Source organism: Caballeronia sp. LZ035 (assembly GCF_031451175.1).
Classification (GTDB): domain Bacteria; phylum Pseudomonadota; class Gammaproteobacteria; order Burkholderiales; family Burkholderiaceae; genus Caballeronia.
Genome location: NZ_JARUXS010000003.1, coordinates 1,523,594 through 1,547,718 on the forward strand (window position 1 = coordinate 1,523,594; position 24,125 = coordinate 1,547,718).

Sequence of the window (24,125 nt, forward strand, 5' to 3'; positions counted from 1 at the left end):
GGCTATGCCAAGCCCGCGACGCTTGCCGGCACGGCAGCGTGACTCATGCGCGTGCCGCGACCGATCGCGTGATACTCGATGCCCATCTCGCTCAGCGTCTCCGGCTCGTAGAGATTGCGGCCGTCGAAGATGACGGGGTGCCGCAGACGGCGCTTGATCGCGTCGAAATCCGGGCTCTTGAACACCTTCCATTCGGTGACGATCACGAGCGCATCCGCGCCGTCGAGCGCGTCCTTGTGATTCGCCGCATACGAGAGCCGCGCGCGCGCTTCCGGCTGGCCTTGAAGGTCGAGTGCGAAGACCCGGCGCGCTTCGTCCGTCGCCACCGGGTCGTACGCGACCACCTTCGCGCCGCGCGCCAGCAACGCGGCCGCGAGCACGCGGCTCGGGGCGTCGCGCATGTCGTCGGTATTCGGCTTGAACGCGAGGCCCCACAGCGCGAAGGTGCGTCCCGTGAGGTCGTCGCCGAAGCGCCGCACGATCTTGTGCGTGAGCGTGTCCTTCTGCGCTTCGTTCACGTCCGATACCGCCTTCAGGATGCTCATGTCATGACCGAACAGCGACGCCGTCTGGATCAGCGAGCGCACGTCCTTCGGAAAGCACGAGCCGCCGTAGCCGCAGCCCGCATAAAGAAAGTCATAGCCGATGCGCGGGTCCGACCCAATGCCACGCCGCACCGCCTCGATGTCGGCGCCCACGCGGTCCGCGAAATTCGCCAGCTCGTTCATGAAGGAAATGCGCGTCGCGAGCATGGCGTTGGCGGCGTACTTGGTGAACTCGGCGGACTGCACGTCCATGTACAGCGTGCGCTCGTGATTGCGGTTGAACGGCGCATACAGGCGCTTCATGCGCTCGCGCGCGCGTTCGCCGGGAACGTCTTCGTCGCAACCGATCACGATGCGGTCCGGGCGCGTGAAGTCCTCGATCGCCGCGCCTTCCTTCAGAAACTCCGGATTCGATACGACCGAGAACATGTGCTCCACGCCGCGCGCTTCGAGCTCGTACTGGATCACGGCCTTGACGCGCCGCGCGGTGCCCACGGGCACGGTCGATTTGTCGACGATGGTCTTGAAGCCGTTCATGTAGCGGCCGATATCGCGCGCCGCCGCGAGCACGTATTGCAGGTCGGCGGAACCGTCTTCATCCGAAGGCGTGCCGACCGCGATGAACAGCATCTCGCCGTGTTCCACGGCATGCTGCACGTTGGACGTGAACGCGAGCCGGCCCGCCTCGCGATTGCGGTCGATCACGTCCTGCAAACCCGGTTCGTGAATCGGCATGCCGCCACCGTTGAGAATGGCGATCTTGCGCTGGTCGAGGTCGAGACACAGCACGTCGTTGCCGATGTCCGCGAGGCATGCGCCCGTCACGAGCCCCACGTAGCCGCTGCCGATGATCGTCAGTTTCATGATCCAACTCCAGGTGTTGATGATTTGGCCGGTTGCACGGACCGGACTCAGTAGGCGTTCGCGCCCGCGAAACCCTTCCACAGCGTCATCGCGACAATCTTCATGTCGAGACCGAAGGTCCAGTGCTGCATGTAGTAGAGATCGAGCTTCACGCGGCCCGACATCTTCTCGATGCGGTCCGTCTCGCCGCGAAAGCCGTTGACCTGCGCCCAGCCCGTGATGCCCGGCTTGATGCGGTAACGGTGCATGTAACCCTTGACGAGGTCCTTGTAGATGTCGTCGTGCTCCAGCGCGTGCGGGCGCGGCCCCACTACCGACATCTCGCCCTTCAGGACGTTGATGAATTGCGGCAGCTCGTCGAGGCTCGTGCGGCGCAGGAACGCGCCGATCTTCGTCACGCGCCGGTCGCCGCGCTGCGCCTGCGTGATCTGCCCGGCGGCTTCGTGATGAACCCGCATCGAACGAAACTTGTAGATCCTGAATTCACGTCCGTCGATGCCCTTGCGCCGCTGTCGGAAGAACACCGGTCCCGGCGAGGACAGCTTCACGCCAATCGCGATTGCCGCCAGCAGCGGCGCCATCGCGATCAGCACGCAGGCGGCGAAGACGCGGTCGAACACGCGCTTGGGCAGCACCTTGACGTCCGTGATGGGCGAGGCGGCGAGGTTGATCGCGGGCACGCCCAGCAGATCGACCACCGCATGACCGAAGAACGACAGGCTGCGCACGTCGGGGATGAAGCGCACGTTGACGAAGTCGTCGCGGAACTCGGTCACGATGCGGTGAATCGTCGGCTCCTGCGAGATGGGCAACGCGAGCCACAGTTCGCGGACGCCGCGCTCGCGCACGTGTTCCGCGAGCAGGCCGAAATCGCGTTCGATGCGCACGCCCAGCAACGCGTCGCCTTCCATCGCGGCATGCGAGGCGGCGGGTCCGAAGGCCGGGTCGAACACGCAGACCGGGCTGAAGCCGGCGTCGGGACGGCCGCGCATCTGTTCGATCAGGAACGTCGCATACGGCGCCGAACCGATGATCGCGACCGTCTTCGGAGTGAACCCTTCACGCCGCCGCCACGTGAGCGTGGTCTGCGCCCGCGCCTTCGAGACGATCAGCAGGCCTACCGTGCACGCCGCCCAGTACGCAAGCCAGCCGCGCGACAACGAGTCCGCGCGATGAATGCTGAACGTGAGCAGCACGCCCGCGCTTTCCACCAGCAGCCACGCGAAGGTCGCGCGCAACAGCAGGTCATAGACCGGCTTGCCGCGCCATGACTGATAGATCCCGAGCGCCGGAAACGTCATGATGCTCAGCACACAGGAGAAGCCGAGCAGGGTGCGTTCGACGTCGTCGAGCCAGACGAACTCGCCCGCTGCGAGCGCGGCGGCAAGCAGCGCGCCGAACACCGCCATGGCCAGATCGACAACTCTCGATATCACACTCAGCATTGCATTCCCCTCGGAACGAAAGCACACGTTTATCTGTTGTGCGCGTCATGCCATGCCGCATGACGCAGTGCATAGGTGATATGGAACTGGAATAAATATGGCGCTGCAACACACAAAATATGCGGCTTTAATCGAGTGGATTTATTTGCGGTTTTTTTATGCGTGAGCGCCTTTGTCCGTGGCGCTTGCGGGCGGGTTCGGCATGCCGGAGAAATAAATCGGCCATGCACACGAGAGGTTCAGGTGCATCTGAAGCCGCGCCGATTTTTGATTCGTTTTTTGCTTTTGATGCGCGGTTTTCTCCATGCTAAATATGGCGGGTCCGCTTTTGCGATCACGCGCCAGGAGGCAAACCATGAATGCAACAGACACCGCGCTTGCGAGCGCATCCACGATCGACGCCGCCGTACGCCTGAGCATTCAGCCCGTGATTCTCGCGGGCGGTTCCGGCACCCGCCTGTGGCCGATGTCGCGCGAACACTTTCCGAAGCAGCTCATTGGCCTGATTGGCGAGCAGTCGCTGCTGCAGGCCACCGTCAGCCGGCTCGACGGTCTCTCCGCCGTTGGCCTGCGCGTGGCCGATGCAGTGGTTGTCTGCAACGAGGAACATCGCTTCACCACCGCCGAGCAGTTGCTCGGCCAGGGCCGTCGTGCGCGGCTCGTGCTCGAACCCGTGCCGCGCAATACCGCGCCTGCGCTCACTGTCGCCGCCATGCACGCGCTTCGTGACGGCGAAGACACCGTGCTCGTGGTCATGCCGGCCGATCATGTGGTCGCCGATCAGGACGCGTTTCATCGTGCCATCGGCGAAGGCGCGCGCTGTGCGGAAGCGGGCGCGATCGTCACGCTGAGCGTCGTGCCGACCCATGCCGAAACCGGCTACGGCTACATCAGGATGGGCGCCGCGCTGCCCGGCGAGCGTGCATGCAGTCTCGAACGCTTCGTCGAAAAGCCGCATCTCGAACTCGCGCAGCACTATTTGGCTTCCGGCGAATACGGCTGGAACGCGGGCATTTTCATCGTGCGCGCCTCGACCTGGATCTCGGCCATCGAGCACTATCAACCGGCCATGTATGCAGCCTGCGTCGCGGCGTTCGAAGGCGGCGACGATGACGGCGACTGCCTGCGTCTCGACCGCGCGGCATTCGCGTCCTCGCCGTCGGATTCCATCGACTATGCCGTCATGGAGCAGATTGCCAGCGAGCGTGGCGACGACCACTTCATGGGCGCAGTCGTGCCGCTGGATGCAGGATGGTCGGACGTGGGCTCGTGGGACGCCATCTGGAACATCCTGCCCAAGGACGATGCATCGAACGTGGCGCGCGGCCGCGTGATGTTCGAAGGCGCGACGTCCACCTACGCCCATTCGGAAGGCCGGCTGATCGCCTGCGTCGGCACGCGCGATCTCGTGGTCGTGGAGACGGCGGACGCCATCCTGGTCGCCGACAAGTCATGCGCGCAGGACGTCAAGGCCATCGTGGGACGCATCAAGTCGGAACAGGGCCGCGAGGCCGCCGATCATCGCAAGGTGCACCGGCCGTGGGGGCATTACGATTCGGTGGATCAGGGCGACCGGTTCCAGGTCAAGCGCATCGTCGTGAAGCCGGGCGCGCGCCTGTCGTTGCAGATGCATCACCATCGCGCGGAGCACTGGATTGTCGTGCGCGGCACCGCGCTCGTCACACGGGGCGGCGAGACCTTCATCCTCGCGGAGAACGAGTCCACTTATATTCCGATCGGCGTGCAGCATCGGCTGGAGAACCCGGGCAAGATGCCGCTCGAAATCATCGAGGTGCAGTCCGGAACGTATCTCGGCGAAGACGATATCGTGCGTTTCGAGGATACGTACGGGCGTCAGTGAAGTGACTCCCTGAGGACGCGCGGGGGCGCGTCGGTCAATGCGGGTTCAATGCCCGCTTTCGGCCGCCACGCGCTCCTCGCCGACATGGGCTTCGCGCGCCGCCCGCGCCACGTCCGCGCGCGTGGCTTGCGCGGCGATCCAGCGCCGCGCCCATTCCAGCGCATAGCCCCTTGCCTCGTCCCTCGACTTGAAACGCGGTCCGATGAGCCCCGAACGCTCGACGCGGCGACCATCCTTCACGATCTCCGCCCAGCCGCGATACAGGCCGCCGGACACGTCGCGCGCGATCGGATAGATGCTGTAGCCGCGCGGGTCGCCGATGGGCGCGCAAGCCGGCTCGAACGGCGCCGGCGTTTCATACGGCCGTGCGGGACGCGGCGCACGCACGCGCGGCACGATGCCCGGCGAGGCGTTGGCCTGGGCGACATCGCGCGCTTCAGGCAGACGGCGCGGCACGCTTGGCCCCCGGCCGGGCGGCAGGACATCGCGCGACTGCCACGATTCGGGGTTCTGCCAGAACACGCCTCTCAGACGGTCGCAGTCGTAAGCCGGCGCGACCGGGCGCGGCGCGGTCTCCACCACCGGCTGACGCGGCACATAGGCGAAGGAGCGGCCGGCATTGGCCAGCACCTTGACGATTTCGATCAGCGTGCCGTTCATCTGCCAGTCGACAAAGCGACGCCGGCACGTGGGCACGGTCGGATAGTGGCTGGGCAGCTTCGACCAGGTTTCGCCTGTGGTGAGGATCCACAACACCGCGTTGACGATGGTTCGCGGATGAGCCCGGGGCCGGCCGCGACGGTGTTCGCGCACCTCGCTTTCACCGATCAGAGCCGAGACCATCGCCCATTCGTCATTGCTGAGTTCATTGAAAAACATTGCTTTGCTCCATGCAGTCGGACTTCGCTGCGGATATCGGACGTCGCGCTGATGAAATCAAAGGAAGGCCGCACAAAGCCGGCTCCCTGCACACTCTGCCCAAGGATCTCGAGGGTCTCGCAAACGTTTGCTCAAACAACAAAACGGTGCATCTGGTGAATTGTCAATCTCTCATGGTGCAGGAGTTGATTCAATCCGGCGCACGATGCCTGGTCTCGCTCGTGTATGAAGATATAGTGCAGGAAGCATACCATTACTAAGGTTTGCCCGAATATGACAAACACCTAGGTTTTTGATGACGTTAAGCTTTTTTTCGCTTAGCAATATTCTTTAGCGAATAAGCGAACCGGGACGGGCCTCGGCGGGCCCGTGGTCTTGCGCCGGGCGACGGTTCTTGAGCCGCAGGACAGGCTCTTCGATGAAACGCCAGGACAGTCTGGCAAGCATCAGCGTAAGCAGGAACGAAGCGGCGAAGCTTGCCACATGCGCCCATCCCGGAATGCCGGACGGTCCGAACATCGCGGCCAACCGGGCGTTGCGGGTGAAGTCCGGCATGAAGCCGTGATACAGATAGAAGCCATAGCTGATCTTTCCCAGCGCCGCCAGCGGCTTCCATTCGAGACATCGCAGCAGCAGGGCGCTCCGGCTGCACGCAACGGCGCACACGAGGGCTGCGATGGCTGCGCCATAGGTCACATAGAGCATGGTGAAGCGCACCGGGTCCGCCACGCGCTCCCACGCGGGCTCGACGCCGCACGCGAGCGCGATGCCTCCAGCCAGCACCAGCACCACGGGCAGCGAGCCCAGCCAGTGCCTGACCGTTGCGTTCCGGCGCACCCATGCCCCGCCGATGCCGCCGAGCGCGAACAGCCAGAAGTTCGCGAGCGGATGCGTGTAGATCACGATGTCCGGCGTCTGCGTCGCCTTCATCCATAGCAGCGTGACGACGCCCGCGGCGAAGATCGCGCCGCAGATCCGCGTGTGCCATTGCGCGCCGATGGCCAGCAGCAGCGGCGCGAAGAACAGATAGAACTGCTCTTCGACCGACAGGCTCCACAGATGCGAATAGCGTCCGGGCCAGTAGTGCAGAACATCGGCGATCCAGAAATTCGACAGATAAGCGAAATGAAACGGCATGCCGCCCGCGAGTTCGGGACCGGCCAGCCCGGCCGTCATCAGCAGCGCCAGCGTGACGAGCAGCAGATAGTAGACCGGGAAGATCCGCAGCGTGCGCCGGTAGAGGAAGCGCTTGAGTTCGGCGCGGAAGGAACTCGCGCCGGCGTCGATGCGCCGCCGTTGTGTCGTCAATATGTCCGCGATCAAAAAACCACTGAGCGCGAAAAAAATCCACACACCGAGATGTCCAAGGCCGCTGTCCGCCGCCATGGCCTTGTGATGGATGAAGACCAGCAGGACGGCAAGCGCGCGCAGGCCGTCGAAGCCGCGAATTCTTTCGTTCATGATTGCGCCCGGTCGATGATGTCAGACGCGGCCGCCAAGGCGGCTTCGCGAGCGCCCTATGCTAGATCGTGCAAAACAGAAAAAAAATCCTTGGCGAATTTCTTTAGCGCGCAAGGCAAGCGGCTTAGCGCTCGCCTTGAGATATTTTTTAACGCCCTGAATCATTTTCTTTGCAAAGTTTTTGACGGAGACTCGATTCCCTCAAGCCGGCACGCGCTGAACGCCGCAACCACTCATTGGAAGGTTTTTTGATGAAAAATCATGTTCAGGAACTGACCGGATTGCGCTGTGTTGCGGTGATGATGGTGGTCATGGGTCATGCGCAGCACATGATTCCGGGCGGTTATCGCGGCGCGCTCGCGCCCTTGCGCCTGTTCTCGGACGGGCGTCTCGGCGTCATGATTTTTTTCGTGCTCAGCGGCTATCTGATCACCGGCCTCCTGAAGGCCGAATGGCAGGCCAGCGGCACCTTGCGCTTGCTGCCGTTCTATATGAAACGCGCGCTGCGCATCTGGCCGGCGTTCTATACCTATCTTGCCGTCATTGCGTTGCTGTCGTTCGCCGGCCTGGTCGATGTCGATCGCAGCCAGTTCGCGGTCGCCGCACTGCATGTCTGGAATTTTTCCGGCGTCGCCGGCATGAGTTCGATCAACGCGCTACACCCGGACGGCGCCTGGTATCTCGGCCACTTCTGGACTCTCGCGCTCGAAGAGCAGTTCTACTGGTTCTGGCCGCCCCTGCTGTTTTTCATTCTCGGACGCGGCAGCCAGCGTGCGCTCGTCGCGCTGCTCGTGCTCGTGCCGCTCGTCAGGATCGGCACGTACTTCGCCTGGCCAAGCCTGCGCGGGCAGTTGAGCATGATGCTGCACACGGGTATCGATCCGATCCTGATCGGCTGCTTCGTCGCCCTGAACCGCGATGCGCTGACAGCGCGCGTCGCGGCGCTGCCTTGGGGCGCGCTGCTCCCGTCCGCCGCGGTCCTGTTGCTGCTCTTCGGCATGCCCGTGCTGCATGAGCGGCTCGGCGGCCTCTGGAGCGCAACTTACGGCGCAACGGTGGAAGCGGCGCTGGTCGGCTTCGTGATCGTCGTGCTGATATCGCGCAAGGCGTTCTGGTTCTCGCGCTTGCTGCGCAGCGCACCGTTTGTCTACATCGGCACGATTTCGTTCAGCCTGTATCTGTGGCAACAGTTGTTCAGCAACATCCACTCGCCGGTGGCGTATCGCTTTCCGCTGGGCATCGTCGGCGCGCTGGTTGCGGCAAGCCTCAGTCATGTGCTGATCGAAACACCCTTCCTTCGCCTCAAGGATCGCCTGACCCTACGCAAGCCCGCCGACGTCTTCCCCGCCGCGCAATGAGTGGCGTGTCACGCCAGGGCCGTCACACGCGTCCCGCTCAGCGGCTCATTGAACACGTCGTACGCGAACACCCACGCCGGATCTTCGTTCGAGCGCAGCCACGTGTTGTTGTGCGAGACCCGTTGCACCTTCGACGCCCGTTCCGCACGATTCGCCTCATACAGTTCGAAGGCGGCCGTGTAGTCATTCACGCCGGTTTCATCGAGACAGCGCGTGAGCATCGCGGCGTCCTCGATCGCCATGGCCGCGCCCTGCGCCATGTGCGGCTTCATCGGATGGCAGGCATCGCCCAGCAACACCAGACGGCCGCCGTTCCAGAGCGGCAGCGGGTCGCGTTCGAACAGCGCCCACTTGCCGACCTCCTGCGTCGCCTCGACCAGCTTGCGCAGCGTCGGATGAGCGTCCGCGAAGTGCTCGCACAGTTCCTCGCGGCTGCCTGGCACGACCGACTGCTCGTGCGGCCACTCGTCTTGCGGCAGAATCGCCACGCAGAACAACTCGTCACGCGCGCTCGTCAGGTAGTAGACCATCATCTGCCGTTGATCCGACCACCATTTCGTGAACAGATCGAGCGCTTCGGCGCCGACGCGCGACGCGGGAAACACCGCGCGATGCGCCGTATGACCCGTGTAGCGCGGCCGTTCCGCGCCGAGCAGATGGTCACGGACGCGCGACTTGAGGCCGTCCGCGCCGATCACGATGTCGGCGGTGTCGACCGTGCCGTCCGCGAACGTGAGACGCACGTCGTCGCCGGTGTCTTCGATGTGCTCGAGGCGCTTGCCGAACGCGACGGTGCCCGGGTCAAGCGCCGCCGTCATCTGCGCGTGAAAGTCGCCGCGATGCACCGTGAGATACGTCGCGCCATAGTGTTTCAGCGCGAACGCGCCGAGCGGTATCCGCGACAGTTCCTCGCCGCTTTGCCAGTCGCGGCTGATCCAGCAATCAGGATGCGAGCCCATGCGGATCAACGCATCTTCGCAGCCGATGCGCCGCATGACCTTCATCACGTTCGGACCGAGATGAATGCCCGCGCCCAGGCGCAGGAACGCGGGTGCCTGCTCATACAGCCGCACGCGATGACCGGCGCGCTGCAACAGGCACGCCGCCGCAGTGCCGCCGAGGCCCGCGCCGATGATTGCGATACGAGATTGCGTCATGAAAGTTTCTCCAGGTTGAACGCTCGAACAGCGCGCTCAAAGTCTAGGCCGGAGCCCGGACAGCTTCCCGGATCGCGTTTCGCGCCGTGCAACCTTCAACGCAAAAAAGCACCTTCACGCACGCTCATTCGCGCGGACCGTAATCCAGTTTCGGATACCAGTCCTTGCCGCGTCCTTCTGGCGTCATGTCGAGGACGTTCCACAACGGCATCAGGTCGGGCGCGCCGCGCGGATCTTCGCCGGGATCGACCGTGTCGAAATCCATCTCGCCGCTCCAGAATTGCCGAATCACGCCTTCGCGCCGGGTAAACACATGGAGCGCCGGTTCATCGCCGCCTTCCTTCGACAGCGCGAAATAATCCCGGCTGAACGCGCCGTTCAGATCCGAGAAGAGACGCAGGTCGCGCCAGCCGCGCTCCTGTGCGAACGCAGCGAGCCGCGCATACGGCGAGCGCGCGATCACCGCGAGCGCAATCCGCTGGCCGATGTCACGCGCCTCGCCTTCCCATGCGGACAGCAGCGACGTGCACATCGGACAGGGCCGCTCGCGTTGCGGCCCGAACATCCAGCTATAAGTGACGAGCGTGTCCTTGTCGCCAAACAGCGCGGCGAAATCCACCGCGCCCTGTTTCCCTTCGAAACGGTAATCGCCCTTCACTTCGCCGCCCGGCGGCAATGCGCGGCGCATCTGCGCGACGCGCTCGATCTGCCGCCGCAGTTCGATCTCCTCGGCCAGCAGCGCGGTGCGCGCCTGGCGATACTCGGCGCTTTCGTTGGGAATCCGCATGGAGGCGCGCTGCGCGAGTTCAGCGGCGGGAATGAGGGTGCTTGCCGTGCTCATGTCGATCTCCTTGTGAAAGAATCAATCGCGATCCGGCGCGCCGAGCGGAAACAATCCGCGATACGGCCGGGCTTCCTCCACCGCGCACGCAAACGAAGGCCGCGCCAGCAGCCGCTTGCGATACGCGATGACGTTCGCCAACCCGGCGTCGATGCGATGCACCCAGTCCGCGTAGAACAGGAACGGCGCGGCGCCGCAATCGGCGAGACTGAACGCGTCGCCCGCCGCCCATTCGCGCGACGCCATCAGGCGGTCGAGGTAGGCATAGGACGTGTCGAGCATCGCGCGGGCATCGGCGACGCCGCACGCATCGCGCTCGGGCGCGGCCCGCATGGCGTCGAAGACGATCTTCTGCTGCGGCGTCGCCACGTAGTTGTCGAAGAAACGGTCCATCCAGCGCACGTCGAGCGCGGCGCGCGGATCGGCGGGAAGGAGCCGCACCGGCCCGGGATGAAAGCATCCCAGATATTCGATGATCACCGTCGCTTCCATGACCGGCCGTCCGTCGTCCACGAGCAGCGGGAAGCGCTTCATCGGCCAGAATTCCGCAAGCTCGCGCATGGACTGCGGACGCTCCGGCGTCAACGCGCAATAGTCGAACGCCGTGCCGTTCTCGTACAGCGCGGTCAGCACCTTCTGGCAATAAGAGGAAAAGGGATGGGCATACAGTTGCAAGGTCATCGGCTGATCTCCGGGCAGTTGGGCATGCTTACTCCTACGACGAGCATGCCGCGCCGTAATCGACATCGATCTGGAATATTTTGTGATGCGACGCAGCGCTGAACCTTACGTTTCGCCGCGTCTGCCGCGCCGCTCAACGCACACAGCCATTCCTGCATGGCAGCGATCCGGGTTGACCGATGTCACGAGCCCCGACTAAAATCGCCCAACTTCAAAAAGCCCAAGGTGATCCTTTGGATACCTGCAGTAGTCGATCTTCGAACTGTTTCGCCGCCTGAACGCAGGACGCCGCTCCCCGCTTTTCTTCAAGCTCAGCCGCCGTCTTGCCATCAGGCAGACGGTGCGCGTCGTGGTTTCTTTTCCTCGTGCACCCATACGTCAGCGCCACCGGACGCGATATCGCGACTCGCGCATGACACGCGTCGCCGTATCGCTGCGCGTGTGCTTGCGTGCGCCGCTCTTGCGTCCGCTCTTGCGTTCGCTCTTGCGTTATTCGCAAGACTGAACGCGTACGTCCGTAGTCATCCTTCGCGGATCGCCGTGCTCCACGCGGGCCGACGTCCGTGAGGCCGCTCGTCGCGAGCGTTTGCCCTGGCGGTCCACCCGACCGCCCCTACGCGCCCACCACGGCGCACGGAGAAAACCATGAACCTGCTGCTGCTTTCGGACCTGCCGCGCGTCGAGGAATCCCGTCCACATTACGACGCCATGCTCAACCTCGAACCCCGGGAAACGCGCGGTCAGAAGCTGACGCGGTTCTTCCGGCGCTTTACGTCGCGCCTGTTCCGGCGCGCCTAGTCACACCGCCGACACGCTCGCGTGCGATGCTTGCCGGTTTGTTCCCGGAAAGCATCCCGCCTTCTGACCGATGCATCTCGACTTCACCTTGCGGCTGCTGGCCGCGTTCGCCTGTGGCGTCGCCATCGGATTCGAACGGCAACTGCGCCAGCGCACCGCCGGCCTGCGCACGATCACGCTCGTCGCCAGCGGCGCCTGCCTGTTCGTCACGCTCGGCGTGCTGACGGGCAACGGCGTCGCGGGCGTCACGCAGATCGCCGCGTATGTGGTGTCGGGCGTCGGCTTTCTCGGCGGCGGCGTCATCATGCGCGAGAAAGGCTCGGTGCAAGGCATCAATACGGCGGCGACGCTGTGGTGTTCGGCGGCCGTCGGCGTGTTGTGCGGGTCGGGACATTACGGGCCGGCCATCGAGGGCACGGGCATCGTGCTCGTCACCAACACCGTGTTGCGCGAAGTGAGCCGCATGATCAACGCGACGCCGGTGTCCAGCGCGGACCTCGTGCGTGAATATGTGCTGACCGTCATCGGGCGGCAGGATGACGAGATTCATATCCGCACCCAGCTTTCGAACGCCATGGATGCGCAGCCGCTCTCCTTCCTGAGCCTGACGAGCGAAGACATCGACGATGCGCCGCCGCGCGTGCGCGTGACGGCGACCGTGCGCATGCATCCGAAGGATCAGGCCAGGCTTGAACGCATGGCGAGCCGCATGAGCATGGAGCGCGGCGTGTCGAGCATCAGCTGGGCGGGCAAGAGCGTGGAGACGGCGCCGGAATGATCACGGCGAGCGGCTCTGTCCCATGCGTTCGCGCATCGCGTGACAGTGCTCGACGAGTTGGGACTGCGCGGCGACGAAGCGCTTGAGCGGCGTATCGATGTCATAGAACAGAATGTTCGCGACGAAGCCGTACACGGCCGCGTCGATGCTCGCGGGCGCAGCGCCGAACATGAACGGTCCGTCCGCCAGCCGGTTCGTCACGGCCTGCAAGTCGCCGATGCCGCGCGCATATGCGTCATCCGGCTCGTAGCGGCCGATCCCCTGATAACGGTAGCGCTCGAAGTTGTAGTGTCGCGCCTGCTCCAGCACGTCCGGGTCGGCGTCCGGCAGCGCCGCCAGCAACGCGGCGCGGAACAGCGGCCAGTAACGGTCGTCGCGCCAGCGCGAGTAGGACATCACCCAGTAGAGATCGTCGAGCGTGCGGCGCATCAGCAGGTCGAGATCGTGTTGCGGGGGCGTCAGCACGTCGTCGAGCGTCAGCGCGTAGCGCCGCTTCAGGTGCGCGATGATGCTGTCGCTGTCGCCGATGGTTGCTTCGTCATCGACGAGATACGGCAACTGGCCGCGCGGCGCGGCGCTCGTATCGATCACATGACGATGTTCGAAGGGCAGACCTGACAGCTTCAGGAACGCGAACACCTTCAGTCCGAAAGGATTGTTGTCTTCCAGGCCGAACAGCCCGGGATACGAATAAAGCGTGATCATCGGCGTCTCCGCACGCGGCTTGAGCAAACGGACGGGCTGGCTCGCGATGCCCTGCACGGACGCGCCAAGTCCGCTACGATGCCTGACTGGCCTTCGCTTCCCGTCCCACGGGCGCACGGCGTGCGGCATCTCCGCTCCCCGCGCGCACTACGCACAACACGCTCGAAAAATACTATGCCCACGCCGCCTCATGCCATCGGTTTTACACTCGATCCGCTCGACCGCGTGTCGGAGAAGCGTGACGACGACGCCTTCGTCGCCACGCTGCGCGACGATGCCGCCACGCGCTTCCTGCTGTTCGTGAACAACGTGCCGCTCTTCAAGCGCGCGAACGGACACGATCCCTTGTTCGATGCCCGCGAGGCCGCCCGCTTTGGCACGCCGCTGCAAAGTGTGTTTCTCGGGCGTGAGGCGGACCGGCGCTCGCTGTTCGCGCTGTCGTTCGAAGAAGGCGCGGCGGGGTTGGCGGGCGAAGGCGTCGAAGCGGTCGAACTGCGCCCGGTCGCGATGCAGGGACTCGTTGCGCCGCCGATGATCAGCGCCCTCGGCGAAGCGCGTTCGATGCTCGACTGGCATCGTCGCCACGGGTTCTGCGCCAACTGCGGCCAGCCGACCGATTCCGCCGGCGCCGGCTGGCGGCGCATCTGCGGCCATTGCCATGCGCAGCATTTTCCGCGCGTCGATCCTGTCGTCATCATGCTCGTGACCGACGGCGAACGCTGCCTGCTCGGCCGTCAGCCGCAGTTCCTGCCCGGCATGTATTCGGCGCTGGCGGGTTTTATCGAACCGGGCGAAACCTTCGAGCATGCGGTCTATCGCGAAGTGCTGGAAGAAGCGGGCATCCGCTGCACGGACGTGCGCTATTACGCGTCGCAGCCCTGGCCGTTTCCGTCGTCGCTGATGATCGGCTGCTTCGCGCGCGCGACCGAAACCGGGATCGTCGTCGATCAGAAGGAACTCGAAGACGCGCGCTGGTTCACGCGCACCGAAGTGGCCGGCATGCTCGACGGCACGCATCCGCAAGGGCTCTCGGCGCCCAAGCCTTTCGCCATCGCGCATCACTTGCTGAAGGCTTTCGCCGCCGGCGAACTGGACTGAGCGGCGGGCAGGTTCGCGGCGCGCGTCGGGCGTTCGGTGCAGAATGCCCGAGGCTGCGGCGCGGCATGTAGAAGCGCGAGCGAGGACATTAATCAGACACCGGGTGAACGACATGAACGTGAAAGACGGCGTCCAGATCTGGCTGATCAGGCATGGCGAAACAGAATGGAGCAAGTCGGGCCAGCACACCGGCACAACCGACATCGCGCTGACCGACGAAGGCCGCAAACAGGCAGCCGCGCTTGCGCCGGTCCTGGCATCACAGCCTTTCGATCTCGTGCTGACCAGCCCGATGAGCCGTGCCATCGAAACCTGCAAGCTCGCCGGCCTCGGCGAGCACGCGCGGGTCGAGCCGAACCTGCACGAGTGGAACTACGGTGTCTACGAAGGCCGCAAGACGCCGGATATCCGCAAGGAGATTCCGGACTGGTCAGTATGGAACTCGCCGATTCCGCAGGGCGAGAATCTCGCCGATGTCGGCCGGCGCGCGCAGGCGCTCATCGACACGCTGCTCAGCGGCGGCGCGCGCCATATCGCGCTGTTCTCGCATGCGCATTTCTCGCGCGTCTTCGGCGCGCAATGGGCGACGGGGTCGCCGTCGCTGGGCGCGCATCTGACGATGGACACCGCCGCGATGAGCGTGCTCGGCTTCGAGCGCGACGTGCGCGCCATCGTTAAATGGAATCTGTTGCCCTAGCCTGGCCGCGCTGTTGGCACCACTCGCGATACGCGGCGAGCGTCGCTTCGTCGGGCGGGTAGGTGCCGCGCAACACCGCGCCATCCGCCACTCGCGCTGCGAGAAACTCTTCCAGACGCTCCTGTTCGGCCGCGTCGCGTGCGACCTCCTCGGCCATGTGACGCGGCACGATCACGACGCCGTCCACATCGCCGACGACGATATCGCCCGGATACACCGCCACGCCGCCGCACGCCACCGGCACGTCCATGTCCACGGCGTGATGCTTCGCGAGATTGAGCGGCGCGCTTGCGCCCGCGCAGAACAGCGGCAGGCCGATATCGCCGATCGTGCCGCTGTCGCGCACACAGCCGTCCGACACCATGCCGGCGACGCCGCGCACCTTGAGACGCATCGTGAGAATCGATCCCGTCGACGCAACCCCGCGCTCGCCACGGCAATCCTGCACCAGCACGCTGCCGGGCGGCGCGCTTTCGACCGCCTTGCGCTGCGGATGATCCGGGTTCTGGAACACGCCGACATGATCGAGATCCTCGCGCGCCGGAATATTGCGCAGCGTGAACGCCGGGCCGACCATGTTCGGCGCGCCGTTCGCGGGCTTCGCCAGCGGCGCGACGCCTTGCAGGAAGACATTGCGCAGGCCGCGCTTGAAGAGCTGGGTGGTGAGCGTTGCGGTGCTGACATGGCGCAGCAGGTCGAGCGTTTCGTCTGAAATGGCGATGGTCTGAGTCATGGCGGGGTCAGTGAATGTCGGGTTCGTCGGGCGTGACGGGCAGTTGTTCCAGGAAGTCGAAATCGCAGCCCTTGTCGGCCTGGGTCACGTGCAGTTGGTGCATCACGCCGAAACCGCGCTCGAAAGGCCGCTTCGGTGCCCGCCACGCGGCCCGGCGCGCGGCCAGTTCGTCGTCGCTTACAGCGAGATGCAGGCGCCGCGCCGGCACGTCCAGTTCGATCATGTCGCCGTCGCGCACCAGCGCCAGCGGCCCGCCGACAAACGATTCAGGCGCCACGTGCAGCACGCACGCGCCATAGCTCGTGCCGCTCATGCGCGCATCGGAGAGGCGGACCATGTCGCGCACGCCCTGTTTCAGCAGCTTCTGCGGGATCGGCAACTGGCCCCACTCCGGCATGCCCGGCGCGCCCACCGGCCCCGCGTGTTGCAGCACGATCACCGAATCGGCGCTGATGTCGAGCGTTTCGTCGTCGATGCGCGCGGCCATGTCGGCGTAATCGCGGAACACCACCGCCGGGCCGCGATGCCTGAGCAGGCGCGCTTCCATCGCCGCCGGCTTGATCACCGCGCCATCCGGCGCGAGGTTGCCCGTCAGCACCGCGAGGCCGTCGCAGGGCACAAGCGGGTTGTCGCGGCGGCGGATCACGTCGTCGTTGAAGATTTCCGCGCCCGCGAGGTTCTCGCCCAGCGTGCGGCCATTCACCGTGCGCTGCGAGCCGTCGATCAATGGGCCCAACTCCGCCAGCAAGGCGCGCAAACCGCCCGCGTAGAAGAAGTCTTCCATCAGATACGCGCCCGCCGGCCGGATATTGCCGAGCACCGGCGTCACGCGCGCCAGTTCGTCGAAACGGGCGGTCGTGAGCGGCACGCCCGCGCGCCGCGCAATCGCCACCAGATGCACGATCGCATTGGTCGAACCGGACAGCGCCAGCACCGTGGTCACGGCGTTGTCGAATGACTTCGGCGTGAGCAGGTCGGACGGCTTCAGGTCGCTCCACACCATCTCGACAATGCGCTGCCCCGTCAGCGACGCGTGCTGCGCGTGGCGCGAATCCACCGCCGGAATCGACGCATAGCCCGGCAAGGTCAGGCCGAGCGCTTCGGCGGCGCTGGTCATCGTCGAGGCGGTGCCCATCGTCATGCAGTGTCCCGGTGAGCGCGCAATGCCGCTTTCGACGCCCTTCCACTCGTCCTCGCTGATCTTGCCCGCGCGCAGTTCGGCCCAGTATTTCCAGGTGTCCGAGCCGCTGCCGAGCGTGCGGCCCTGCCAGTCGCCGCGCAGCATCGGGCCGGCGGGCAGGAAGATGGACGGCAGGTTCATGCTGATCGCGCCCATCAGCAAGCCGGGCGTGGTCTTGTCGCAGCCGCCCATCAGCACGCAGCCGTCGAACGGATAAGAGCGCAGGACTTCCTCGGCTTCCATCGCGAGGAAGTTGCGATACAGCATGGTGGTGGGCTTCTGGAACGGTTCGGCGAGCGTCATCACCGGCATTTCGACCGGAAAGCCGCCCGCCTGCCACACGCCGCGCTTCACTTCCTCCACGCGCTGGCGAAAGTGCGTATGGCACGAGTTGATCTCGCTCCATGTGTTGAGCACGCCGATGACCGGCTTGCCCATGTAGTCCGACGGGTGATAACCCATCTGCGCGGTGCGCGAGCGATGACCGAACGACCGCAGATCGTTCACGCCGTACCAGCGATGGCTGCGCAGTTCTTCCGGCTTCTTGCGATGCGTGGTCAAGCGCTGTCTCCTTTTTTGCGGCGATATCCCGTGAGCCGTCTAGTGAAGTTTGAGCGGCACGGAGGCGAGCAGTTCGGAGAGTCCGAGCCAGAGAATCTGCACGCCGATGCAGAAGATCACGAAGGCGAACAGCCGCACGGCCACTTGAGTGCCGACCGTGCCGAGCAGCCGTTCGAGATGCCCGGCGAAGCGCACGCACACATAGATGCTCGCGCACAGGATCAGCAGGCCGAGGCTGACGCCCGCCAGATGCACCGGTTGCAGGCCGTGGCGCGGCGAGCCGGTGCCCAGCGCGATCGCGACGGCGATCGCGCCCGGTCCGACGGTAATCGGCAAGGTCAGCGGATAGAACGCCTTGGCGCGCAAGGACGCGCCGCTGCGCGGCTTGGGGGCGGTGTCGGCGGGATCGTCGGGGTCGGCGTCGGGGGCCTGGAGCAGCGTCCAGCCCGCCATCGCGACGACCAGGCCGCCCGCCACGCGCAGCACCGGAATCGAGATGCCGAAGAACGACAACACATAAGCACCGATGGACAGCGAAGCCAGCAGGATCGCAAAACTGTTGATGGAGATGCGCCGGGCGAGTTCGGCGCGGTCGGCGTCGTTGATGTGCGGCAGCATGCTCAGCACGACGAGCGCGGTGGCCGGCGGGTTGATGATCGGGAACAGCCCGGCGACGATCACGAGAACCGTCTTGGCGAATTCGTTGAGCATGGGCGTCGTGGTCCGCGTGTGTGTTCGTTATGAATCACGCTCGTGCAAGCCGGGACATTGTGCACGTCGAACCACGGGCCGCGCCAGACAAACGTCCGCCGCCGGAAAACTCAGTCGAGATTGAAGGCGGTTATTTTTACGTCGGACTGCTTGCACGCCTTGTCGCGACAGACACCGCTGAACCAGATTTCGCCATTGCCGATCATCGCGCCCTGGTCGCGCACGAAGAGCGCCGCGTACTTTTGCTGCGCGACGATATCGACGAGTTTCGGCGTGAAGATGGACGGATAGTGCGCGATGAAGTCGCGCCTGGTGCGCAGCGTGGTCTCCGTGCCCGCGCGATGCACCGCGACCGGATACGACACCAGCTCAGCGACGGCTTTCTTGTCGCCGGCCGCCACCGCGCGTTGCAAGCGCTCGAAGAACGCCCGATACGGCTCGTGCGCTCCGAACAGCGCGTCCATGCGGGCATCGACATCGGTTTCGGTTTGTGCGCCTTGCGCGAAGGCCGCGGCGGGAAGCGCTAGTGTCGCGACGACTCCCATTGCGGCGAGAAGCCTGGTCCAGTTCATCGAGTCTCCGTGGTCAAGCGAACGGCGCCATGAGGACCAGCGCGCATTCGGTAAGAAACGAGCCGAGCCCCACGCCGATCAGCACGCGCGCGATGACCGTCCAGATGCGGTTGTTGACGTTGCCGGCGCAGCGCCACGCGAGCACGCACCACAGGAGATACAGCACGGAGCAGGCCGCGAACAGGCCCAGCATGGCGGGCCAGAACCAGACTGTCAGCAGCAGGAAGGATTCGGGAGAGAGACCGCTGGCCCAGAGATCGAGATAGACGAACCACCACGCGAGGTGAATGGGCACGCCCAACAACCACCAGATTTTCCAGAAGCGCTCTTCTCCGCGCCAGGCTCGACGAAGCATGCGTCGCGTCAGAGGGTAGGGAGGCACGCATTTTACCAATGGATGCGTGCCGCGCCCGAAGCGGGCCCCGAAAGATCGGATCAATCAGTTCAATCGGATCAATCAGGCCGACAGACTGCGGCGCCGGGCTTCCATCCGCGTGATGAGCCGCTGCAATACGCTTTCCGCCGCGCCCGAGAGCCGTGTGAAGCGGAAGCCGACGACATAACGCACATCGCCGCGCGGCGTGGTCACACTGCGCGGCGAGACGAGTTCGATGTCGATGGACAAGGTCGTGCCCGGCCCCGGAAACAGCACGACGTCCTGAAACACGGTCCCGATCTCGGTCTCCGCAAGACACGGCGAGTCCATGCGCAGGGCGATGCCGCCAAGCGACAGGTCGTGTACTTCGTAGCGGAACGCTGCGCCATCGGCGAAAGCGCCTTTCGCGTAGTAGGGATCGAGAATTGGCGTCGGCACTCGGAAATATTCGCGCCGCTGGAAGTGATAGAGCTTCTCGGGTAACGAGACCTCGAAGGCCTGACGCCCTTCGTATTCGACAGCGCGCGCCGCCTGCGTCGTGAACTCCACCCGCACGCCTTCGGGCGCGGCCTTGAAATACAGTTGCTTGGCTTCGAGCAGCGCGCGGTTGTCGGATTCGACGCCGCCCCAGTCGAACACGATGCGCGCCTCACGCGCGTCCACTTCGAGCAGTTGCGTGACGATTTGCCCATGCGCGCTGGTGACGGTGAGCATGTCGCGGCGCAACACGAGATTGCGCAGGACGACGGAAATTTCGGCGGGAATCTGTCGCGCGAAGCGTTCGTGGTCTTCGGCGAATTTCTCGATGTCGGATGTATGCGGCAATGACTCGGCGAGCATGGTGATCCAATCTAGTTATCGGTGTTGAGACAGCGGACAGCATGCTACTGCGAAACCCTCATGCGGCATATGGTGCACTAAAAAAAACGCGGCCAGAAGGCCGGTAACAAGTAGATTTCACCGCCAATTCAGCGTTTTGCGGTTTCGCCAAGCCTGATTCTTACGACTTGCTTTCGTCAATGAGAAAGGCCGGGCGTCGTGCCCGGCCTTTGCATCACATCAGCTTGTCGACTTCGCTGGTCAGCGCGCGGCGCCGCAACGGCGCGAGTGCTGCGCCAAGCCGTTCCCCGTGTGCTTCGTTGATGACGCGACCGAGGATTTCGCCGAAACGCGGTTCATCGACGCCCGACACGATGTACTGCCAGCGATACGCATCGAGCAGACCCGCATGCACGCGCGCTTCTTCATCGGAGGACAACGCGCGGTCCAGTTGCGTCATGAAGTAGTGCGCGTCGGCGGCGGCCTGCGCCTGCAACATGCCGTCGATCGCGCCAACCAGGTCGATCAGGTCGCCGATCGCGGCATCACGTTCCACCGCACCGATGCGCGCGTCCTCGCGCATCCATTCCAGTTCGTCGATGATCGCGTGCTGCGACTCCTCCTTCCAGTGAAACAGGAAGATGTCCTTGAAGAGCGGCGACAGGCTGCTGTCGCTCTCCATGCTTTGCCGGTAATGCACCTGCGTGACGATCTCGATGCAGCACGTCAGCGCCAGGATCGACCAGGTGGATTTGCCGAGCACGAAGCGCGCGACGTCGTCCGCATCGGGGACGAAGCGATAGCCGGGCGGGAGTGCCTCGGCCGCGAGCGCCTCGACGCGGCGGAACAGTTCCTGATGCTTCAGTTCCTCGTCGGTGAAGCGAACGATCGCTTCGAGCGCCGTCTGGTCCGCAAGCGCATGCTCGCGGCCGACTTCGAGCATCTTCGCGCCGATGAAGCGCTCGATCATGCCGAACATGTTCGCGTAGGTACGGCCCTGCACCTGCGACATCAGCCGGCGTTCGGACGCGCTCAGGAACGGCAACCGGTACACCTCGCTGAGGCCGTGCGGCATGAACGTATGGGCGGGATCGAAATGACGTCCGCGCAGTACGTCCTGATCGATATCCCAGCGGATGCGGCGGGACACTTCGATGCACTTCGCATAGCGCTGTTGCGTGCTGCGGGGCATAGCGTGTTGTGAGACTTCGTTCAGAACGGCATTCATGTGTGCGGACTCCGGATGATTCAGCGTCGATCAGGGCAGGCAGGCGGCAGAAAAAAGCAGCCTGGCGGGGATGAACAGATCGGCTGGTGGAATCGTGGATCGTCGCGTCTCCGTTCTGTGAAGCATTCTCGGCAGACGGACGCAGTTGCACATGAGGCGCAGGTCCCGGTCAGCGACCGGGAAACACGGCATGGGACACGGAAACCCGGGACCGGTGTCCCGGACCGGTCAGGCGGCGGGGGCGTCGAAGCCTGCGCGGCGCGCCAGCACGATGGCCTGCGCACGGTTCTCGACTTCGAGCTTCGCGAAGATGCTGGTGATGTGATTGCGCACGGTCTTCTCGCTCAGCGCGAGACGCGCGGCGATCTGCGCGTTGTCGCGTCCGCCCGCCAGCAGTTCGACGATATCGCGCTCGCGCGGCGTCAGCGTCGCGAACGCGGGATCCGCCGCCGGCGCCGACGGCAGGAAAGCCCGCACTTCCTCGCGCCAGCGCCGCCAGGCGGCATCGGTTTCCAGCACGAGATGGTTTTCGCTTTCCAGCGGCACGAAGCGCGCGCCGGGAATCTGGCCGGCGAGCAGACGGCTTTCGTCGAAAGGCACGCGCGCGTCATTGCTCGCATGCAGCACGAGCGTCGGGCACTGCACGCGCGGCAGCAGGTCCACCACGTCGATCTCGTTGAACACGCGCATGATGCGCGCCGCATTGCGCGGCGTGGTCGTGAGCCGTTCGAGTTCGTTGAACCAGTGATGCTGTTCCGGCGTGCCGCCCGGGATGAACTGCGTCGTGAAGAACTGGCGGAACGCCGGATTCTGCTTGCCCCAGCCCAGTTCAGCGAGCTTCACGAGCATTTCCGCTTCTTCTTGCTGCGCCGGGTCGCGGGTGCGCTTGAGCCGGCCGCGCGCATAACCGCCGTGCAGCACCAGATGCGTGACGCGCTCCGGATGCGCCACCGCATAGGCAATCGCGATGGACGCGCCCTGCGAGATGCCCAGCAGCGGAAAGCGTTCGAGACCGCTCGCGTCGACCACCGTTTCCAGATCGCGCAGCCACGCATTGAAGGAGATTTCGCCGACGTCGCGGTCCGAGAGGCCGCAGCCGCGCTGATCGTAGCGGATCAGCGTATGACGGCCGCACAGTTCGACCATCAGATGGCTCCAGACCGGACTCGCAAAATCCAGTTCCAGATGACTGAGCCAGTTCGCGGCCTTGACGATTGGCGGACCCGAGCCGCACACCGCATAGGCGATGTGCACGCCGTCGCTCGCGGTGCAGAGACGGATGTGCTGGCGGGGCGTGGGCGGGCGCGTCACCATCGTTCGAAAGTGTAAGTAGGGACTACGTACAGGCACGAACGCCGCGCCAAACGCGCGACTGTCCATGCTTGCGCGTAATGGAATGGAAAGTCAAGAACGTAAGGCAGCGGACGGCGTGCAACAGGATTCAAGACCTGGCCGTTCGGGACGCGGCATGATCCGGGCTTTATCGATGAAAGAGGACTGTTCGTGACGGAAGCCAATCATTCGGATCAGCCGGCGCGCCCGCAGCGTTGCGTGATCGTGGTCGACCAGGACCTGCCCGCGGGCAAGGCGGCCAATGCCGCGGCCGTTCTGGCGCTGACGGTCGGACAGCGTCATCCGGCGCTGGTCGGCGAAGCGCTCGTCGATGCCTCGGGTTGCGCGCATCCCGGTCTCATTCCAATCGGCATTGCGGTGCTCGGGGCGGATCAGGACACGTTGTCGGCGATCCGCGACAAGGCGGTCGCCGCCGCGTGCGACGTCGTCACCTGTCCAGTGCAGGGGCAGCAAACGACCGACTACGGCGCGTTTCGCGAGGCGGTCGCCGGCGTGGTTACCGGGGAGCTTCGCTATGTCGGACTCGCGCTGATCGGCGATCGCAAGCCGGTGAGCAAGGCGGTCGCCAATCTTGGTTTGCTCAAATAGCGTCAGGTGCGCGTGGCCGTCTTGTAAGCGCCGGGCGTCACGCCGAGCATGCGGCGGAAGGTACGCGTGAGATGCGCCTGATCCGCGAAACCGGTTGCGGCGGCGATATCCGAGAGCGCGCCGCCGTGACGGATCATCTGCATCGCGCGGCGCACGCGGGCCTGGCGCTGATATTCGTGCGGCGTCATGCCGGTTTCGCGGCTGAAGGCGCGGAACAGGCGAAACGGCGGCAGTCCCGCCGCCGCTGCGATCTCCTCCAGATGCAGTTGCTCACCGATACGCTCGTCCAGAAAACTGCGCGCCGCAGCAACGGCGCCCGGCTCGCGCGGCGTGGCAGCGACGCCAGCGCCCTCCTTCAGATGCCGGCCGACGAGCCGCGCTGCGAACGCCAGATAGCGTTCGTCGCGTTGCAGCGACGGACCGTGCAGTTCGGACGAGCGATGCACGTCGAAGAGCGCCGCGCACAGCGCAGGATCGCGGATGATCGGCCCGACGACGCCGCCCGGCCGTCCCGCCGCGCGCGCGTCGCCGGTGAGCGCGCGGAGATGCGCGACATCCACGTACAGCGTGCGCTGCGTCCAGCCCGCGTCGTCCACCGGCCAGCCGGCGTGCGCTTCGTCGGCGTCGATGGCGTACAGGTCACCACGTTGCGCGACGAACTCCGTGCCGCGCATGCGGATGCGGATCGCACCGCCCGTCAACAACGCAAAACACGCGGTGTCGTGCGCGTGGACGTCGTAGGAGAAGTCCGCGAAGCGACCGCGCAACAGTTCCGCCCCGAGTTCGGGCGCGCGCCAGATTTGCGTGTCGGCTTTGGGCGTTGGTTTCATGAAGGT

Annotated in this window: 24 protein-coding genes; 7 read left to right on the top strand and 17 right to left on the bottom strand. The window is 64.8% G+C overall.

The genetic code is table 11. From position 1 onward, the window contains the following. Positions 1-2 precede the first annotated feature (2 nt). Both QCE88_RS29565 and QCE88_RS29570 read right to left on the bottom strand, forming a co-directional pair. Complete coding sequence (locus QCE88_RS29565) at positions 3-1,409, bottom strand: UDP-glucose/GDP-mannose dehydrogenase family protein (protein WP_309908519.1); 1,407 nt, start codon at positions 1,407-1,409, stop codon at positions 3-5. Between the two features lie 47 nt (positions 1,410-1,456). Beyond that, positions 1,457-2,854, bottom strand: a complete 1,398-nt coding sequence (locus QCE88_RS29570) for an undecaprenyl-phosphate glucose phosphotransferase (RefSeq protein ID WP_309908521.1) — start codon at positions 2,852-2,854, stop codon at positions 1,457-1,459. Positions 2,855-3,209: 355 nt separating this feature from the next. On the opposite strand from QCE88_RS29570, the gene QCE88_RS29575 reads away from it, so the two are divergent. Next, on the top strand, positions 3,210-4,715 hold the full coding sequence (locus QCE88_RS29575; protein WP_309908523.1) for a mannose-1-phosphate guanylyltransferase/mannose-6-phosphate isomerase: 1,506 nt from the start codon (positions 3,210-3,212) through the stop codon (positions 4,713-4,715). Between the two features lie 45 nt (positions 4,716-4,760). On the opposite strand, the gene QCE88_RS29580 is transcribed toward QCE88_RS29575, so the two are convergent. Both QCE88_RS29580 and QCE88_RS29585 read right to left on the bottom strand, forming a co-directional pair. Then, a complete protein-coding gene (locus QCE88_RS29580) occupies positions 4,761-5,594 on the bottom strand; it encodes a transposase (protein ID WP_309908524.1) in 834 nt (277 codons plus the stop codon). Positions 5,595-5,924: 330 nt separating this feature from the next. Next, positions 5,925-7,055 carry an acyltransferase gene (locus QCE88_RS29585; protein ID WP_309908525.1) on the bottom strand — a complete coding sequence of 377 codons (1,131 nt, stop codon included), beginning with the start codon at positions 7,053-7,055 and terminating at the stop codon, positions 5,925-5,927. 251 nt (positions 7,056-7,306) lie between these two features. Between QCE88_RS29585 and QCE88_RS29590 the strand changes: the two genes are divergently transcribed. Next, positions 7,307-8,413, top strand: coding sequence for an acyltransferase (locus tag QCE88_RS29590; RefSeq protein ID WP_309908526.1), 1,107 nt, complete (start codon positions 7,307-7,309; stop codon positions 8,411-8,413). A gap of 8 nt (positions 8,414-8,421) precedes the next feature. Here the strand turns inward: QCE88_RS29590 and QCE88_RS29595 are convergent, their stop codons facing one another. From QCE88_RS29595 to QCE88_RS29605, 3 genes are all read right to left on the bottom strand, one after another. Then, on the bottom strand, positions 8,422-9,570 hold the full coding sequence (locus QCE88_RS29595; protein ID WP_309908529.1) for an FAD-dependent monooxygenase: 1,149 nt from the start codon (positions 9,568-9,570) through the stop codon (positions 8,422-8,424). 124 nt (positions 9,571-9,694) lie between these two features. Next, positions 9,695-10,411, bottom strand: a complete 717-nt coding sequence (locus QCE88_RS29600; RefSeq protein WP_309908531.1) for a DUF899 family protein — start codon at positions 10,409-10,411, stop codon at positions 9,695-9,697. Between the two features lie 21 nt (positions 10,412-10,432). Further along, the gene (locus tag QCE88_RS29605; protein WP_309908532.1) at positions 10,433-11,092 is read right to left on the bottom strand and encodes a glutathione S-transferase family protein; all 660 of its coding nucleotides are present in this window, start codon (positions 11,090-11,092) and stop codon (positions 10,433-10,435) included. 645 nt (positions 11,093-11,737) lie between these two features. Here QCE88_RS29605 and QCE88_RS29610 point away from each other — a divergent pair. Then, positions 11,738-11,890: a hypothetical protein gene (locus QCE88_RS29610; RefSeq protein WP_309908533.1), complete on the top strand. Its 153-nt coding sequence runs from the start codon at positions 11,738-11,740 to the stop codon at positions 11,888-11,890. 70 nt (positions 11,891-11,960) lie between these two features. After that, positions 11,961-12,668 (top strand): MgtC/SapB family protein, encoded by a 708-nt coding sequence (locus tag QCE88_RS29615; RefSeq protein WP_309908534.1) that lies wholly within the window; start codon positions 11,961-11,963, stop codon positions 12,666-12,668. Here the strand turns inward: QCE88_RS29615 and QCE88_RS29620 are convergent, their stop codons facing one another. Beyond that, complete coding sequence (locus QCE88_RS29620) at positions 12,669-13,373, bottom strand: glutathione S-transferase C-terminal domain-containing protein (RefSeq protein ID WP_309908535.1); 705 nt, start codon at positions 13,371-13,373, stop codon at positions 12,669-12,671. 174 nt (positions 13,374-13,547) lie between these two features. Here QCE88_RS29620 and nudC point away from each other — a divergent pair, with 174 nt between their 5' ends. After that, entirely contained in the window at positions 13,548-14,471 is a 924-nt protein-coding gene (nudC, locus tag QCE88_RS29625; RefSeq protein ID WP_309908536.1) for an NAD(+) diphosphatase, read from the top strand. Between the two features lie 112 nt (positions 14,472-14,583). Beyond that, complete coding sequence (locus QCE88_RS29630) at positions 14,584-15,168, top strand: histidine phosphatase family protein (protein WP_309908537.1); 585 nt, start codon at positions 14,584-14,586, stop codon at positions 15,166-15,168. On the opposite strand, the gene QCE88_RS29635 is transcribed toward QCE88_RS29630, so the two are convergent. The 8 genes from QCE88_RS29635 to QCE88_RS29670 all read right to left on the bottom strand — a co-directional run bounded on the left by QCE88_RS29635 (position 15,146) and on the right by QCE88_RS29670 (position 22,662). Beyond that, positions 15,146-15,901 carry a ribonuclease activity regulator RraA gene (locus QCE88_RS29635; RefSeq protein WP_309908538.1) on the bottom strand — a complete coding sequence of 252 codons (756 nt, stop codon included), beginning with the start codon at positions 15,899-15,901 and terminating at the stop codon, positions 15,146-15,148. The genes QCE88_RS29630 and QCE88_RS29635 overlap by 23 nt on opposite strands. Positions 15,902-15,908: 7 nt before the next feature. After that, on the bottom strand, positions 15,909-17,642 hold the full coding sequence (araD, locus tag QCE88_RS29640) for an L-arabinonate dehydratase (protein ID WP_309908539.1): 1,734 nt from the start codon (positions 17,640-17,642) through the stop codon (positions 15,909-15,911). Positions 17,643-17,681: 39 nt separating this feature from the next. Beyond that, complete coding sequence (locus tag QCE88_RS29645) at positions 17,682-18,353, bottom strand: MarC family protein (protein ID WP_309908540.1); 672 nt, start codon at positions 18,351-18,353, stop codon at positions 17,682-17,684. 110 nt (positions 18,354-18,463) lie between these two features. Continuing rightward, positions 18,464-18,925 carry a hypothetical protein gene (locus QCE88_RS29650; protein ID WP_309908542.1) on the bottom strand — a complete coding sequence of 154 codons (462 nt, stop codon included), beginning with the start codon at positions 18,923-18,925 and terminating at the stop codon, positions 18,464-18,466. A 13-nt stretch (positions 18,926-18,938) separates the two neighbouring features. Further along, the gene (locus QCE88_RS29655) at positions 18,939-19,280 is read right to left on the bottom strand and encodes a hypothetical protein (RefSeq protein WP_309908544.1); all 342 of its coding nucleotides are present in this window, start codon (positions 19,278-19,280) and stop codon (positions 18,939-18,941) included. Positions 19,281-19,382: 102 nt separating this feature from the next. Continuing rightward, positions 19,383-20,141, bottom strand: a complete 759-nt coding sequence (locus tag QCE88_RS29660) for a flagellar brake protein (RefSeq protein ID WP_309908545.1) — start codon at positions 20,139-20,141, stop codon at positions 19,383-19,385. A gap of 214 nt (positions 20,142-20,355) precedes the next feature. Further along, on the bottom strand, positions 20,356-21,348 hold the full coding sequence (locus QCE88_RS29665; protein WP_309908546.1) for a hypothetical protein: 993 nt from the start codon (positions 21,346-21,348) through the stop codon (positions 20,356-20,358). Between the two features lie 228 nt (positions 21,349-21,576). Continuing rightward, entirely contained in the window at positions 21,577-22,662 is a 1,086-nt protein-coding gene (locus QCE88_RS29670; RefSeq protein WP_309908547.1) for an alpha/beta fold hydrolase, read from the bottom strand. A gap of 189 nt (positions 22,663-22,851) precedes the next feature. Here QCE88_RS29670 and QCE88_RS29675 point away from each other — a divergent pair, with 189 nt between their 5' ends. Continuing rightward, positions 22,852-23,289, top strand: a complete 438-nt coding sequence (locus tag QCE88_RS29675; RefSeq protein ID WP_309908548.1) for a DUF2000 domain-containing protein — start codon at positions 22,852-22,854, stop codon at positions 23,287-23,289. 2 nt (positions 23,290-23,291) lie between these two features. Here the strand turns inward: QCE88_RS29675 and QCE88_RS29680 are convergent, their stop codons facing one another. Continuing rightward, a complete protein-coding gene (locus tag QCE88_RS29680; protein ID WP_309908549.1) occupies positions 23,292-24,119 on the bottom strand; it encodes an AraC family transcriptional regulator in 828 nt (275 codons plus the stop codon). Positions 24,120-24,125 lie beyond the last annotated feature (6 nt).

Bases quoted from the DNA above. Each gene is read 5' to 3' on its own strand.
- QCE88_RS29660 (WP_309908545.1), bottom strand. From the start codon at position 20,141: ATGCTCGCCGAGTCATTGCCGCATACATCCGACATCGAGAAATTCGCC.
- QCE88_RS29565 (WP_309908519.1), bottom strand. From the start codon at position 1,409: ATGAAACTGACGATCATCGGCAGCGGCTACGTGGGGCTCGTGACGGGC.
- QCE88_RS29585 (WP_309908525.1), bottom strand. From the start codon at position 7,055: ATGAACGAAAGAATTCGCGGCTTCGACGGCCTGCGCGCGCTTGCCGTC.
- nudC (WP_309908536.1), top strand. From the start codon at position 13,548: ATGCCCACGCCGCCTCATGCCATCGGTTTTACACTCGATCCGCTCGAC.
- QCE88_RS29610 (WP_309908533.1), top strand. From the start codon at position 11,738: ATGAACCTGCTGCTGCTTTCGGACCTGCCGCGCGTCGAGGAATCCCGT.
- QCE88_RS29645 (WP_309908540.1), bottom strand. From the start codon at position 18,353: ATGCTCAACGAATTCGCCAAGACGGTTCTCGTGATCGTCGCCGGGCTG.
- QCE88_RS29620 (WP_309908535.1), bottom strand. From the start codon at position 13,373: ATGATCACGCTTTATTCGTATCCCGGGCTGTTCGGCCTGGAAGACAAC.
- QCE88_RS29595 (WP_309908529.1), bottom strand. From the start codon at position 9,570: ATGACGCAATCTCGTATCGCAATCATCGGCGCGGGCCTCGGCGGCACT.
- QCE88_RS29680 (WP_309908549.1), bottom strand. From the start codon at position 24,119: ATGAAACCAACGCCCAAAGCCGACACGCAAATCTGGCGCGCGCCCGAA.
- QCE88_RS29635 (WP_309908538.1), bottom strand. From the start codon at position 15,901: ATGACTCAGACCATCGCCATTTCAGACGAAACGCTCGACCTGCTGCGC.
- QCE88_RS29570 (WP_309908521.1), bottom strand. From the start codon at position 2,854: ATGCTGAGTGTGATATCGAGAGTTGTCGATCTGGCCATGGCGGTGTTC.
- QCE88_RS29655 (WP_309908544.1), bottom strand. From the start codon at position 19,280: ATGCTTCGTCGAGCCTGGCGCGGAGAAGAGCGCTTCTGGAAAATCTGG.
- QCE88_RS29575 (WP_309908523.1), top strand. From the start codon at position 3,210: ATGAATGCAACAGACACCGCGCTTGCGAGCGCATCCACGATCGACGCC.
- QCE88_RS29670 (WP_309908547.1), bottom strand. From the start codon at position 22,662: ATGGTGACGCGCCCGCCCACGCCCCGCCAGCACATCCGTCTCTGCACC.
- QCE88_RS29600 (WP_309908531.1), bottom strand. From the start codon at position 10,411: ATGAGCACGGCAAGCACCCTCATTCCCGCCGCTGAACTCGCGCAGCGC.
- QCE88_RS29615 (WP_309908534.1), top strand. From the start codon at position 11,961: ATGCATCTCGACTTCACCTTGCGGCTGCTGGCCGCGTTCGCCTGTGGC.
- QCE88_RS29590 (WP_309908526.1), top strand. From the start codon at position 7,307: ATGAAAAATCATGTTCAGGAACTGACCGGATTGCGCTGTGTTGCGGTG.
- QCE88_RS29580 (WP_309908524.1), bottom strand. From the start codon at position 5,594: ATGTTTTTCAATGAACTCAGCAATGACGAATGGGCGATGGTCTCGGCT.
- QCE88_RS29650 (WP_309908542.1), bottom strand. From the start codon at position 18,925: ATGAACTGGACCAGGCTTCTCGCCGCAATGGGAGTCGTCGCGACACTA.
- QCE88_RS29630 (WP_309908537.1), top strand. From the start codon at position 14,584: ATGAACGTGAAAGACGGCGTCCAGATCTGGCTGATCAGGCATGGCGAA.
- QCE88_RS29665 (WP_309908546.1), bottom strand. From the start codon at position 21,348: ATGAATGCCGTTCTGAACGAAGTCTCACAACACGCTATGCCCCGCAGC.
- QCE88_RS29605 (WP_309908532.1), bottom strand. From the start codon at position 11,092: ATGACCTTGCAACTGTATGCCCATCCCTTTTCCTCTTATTGCCAGAAG.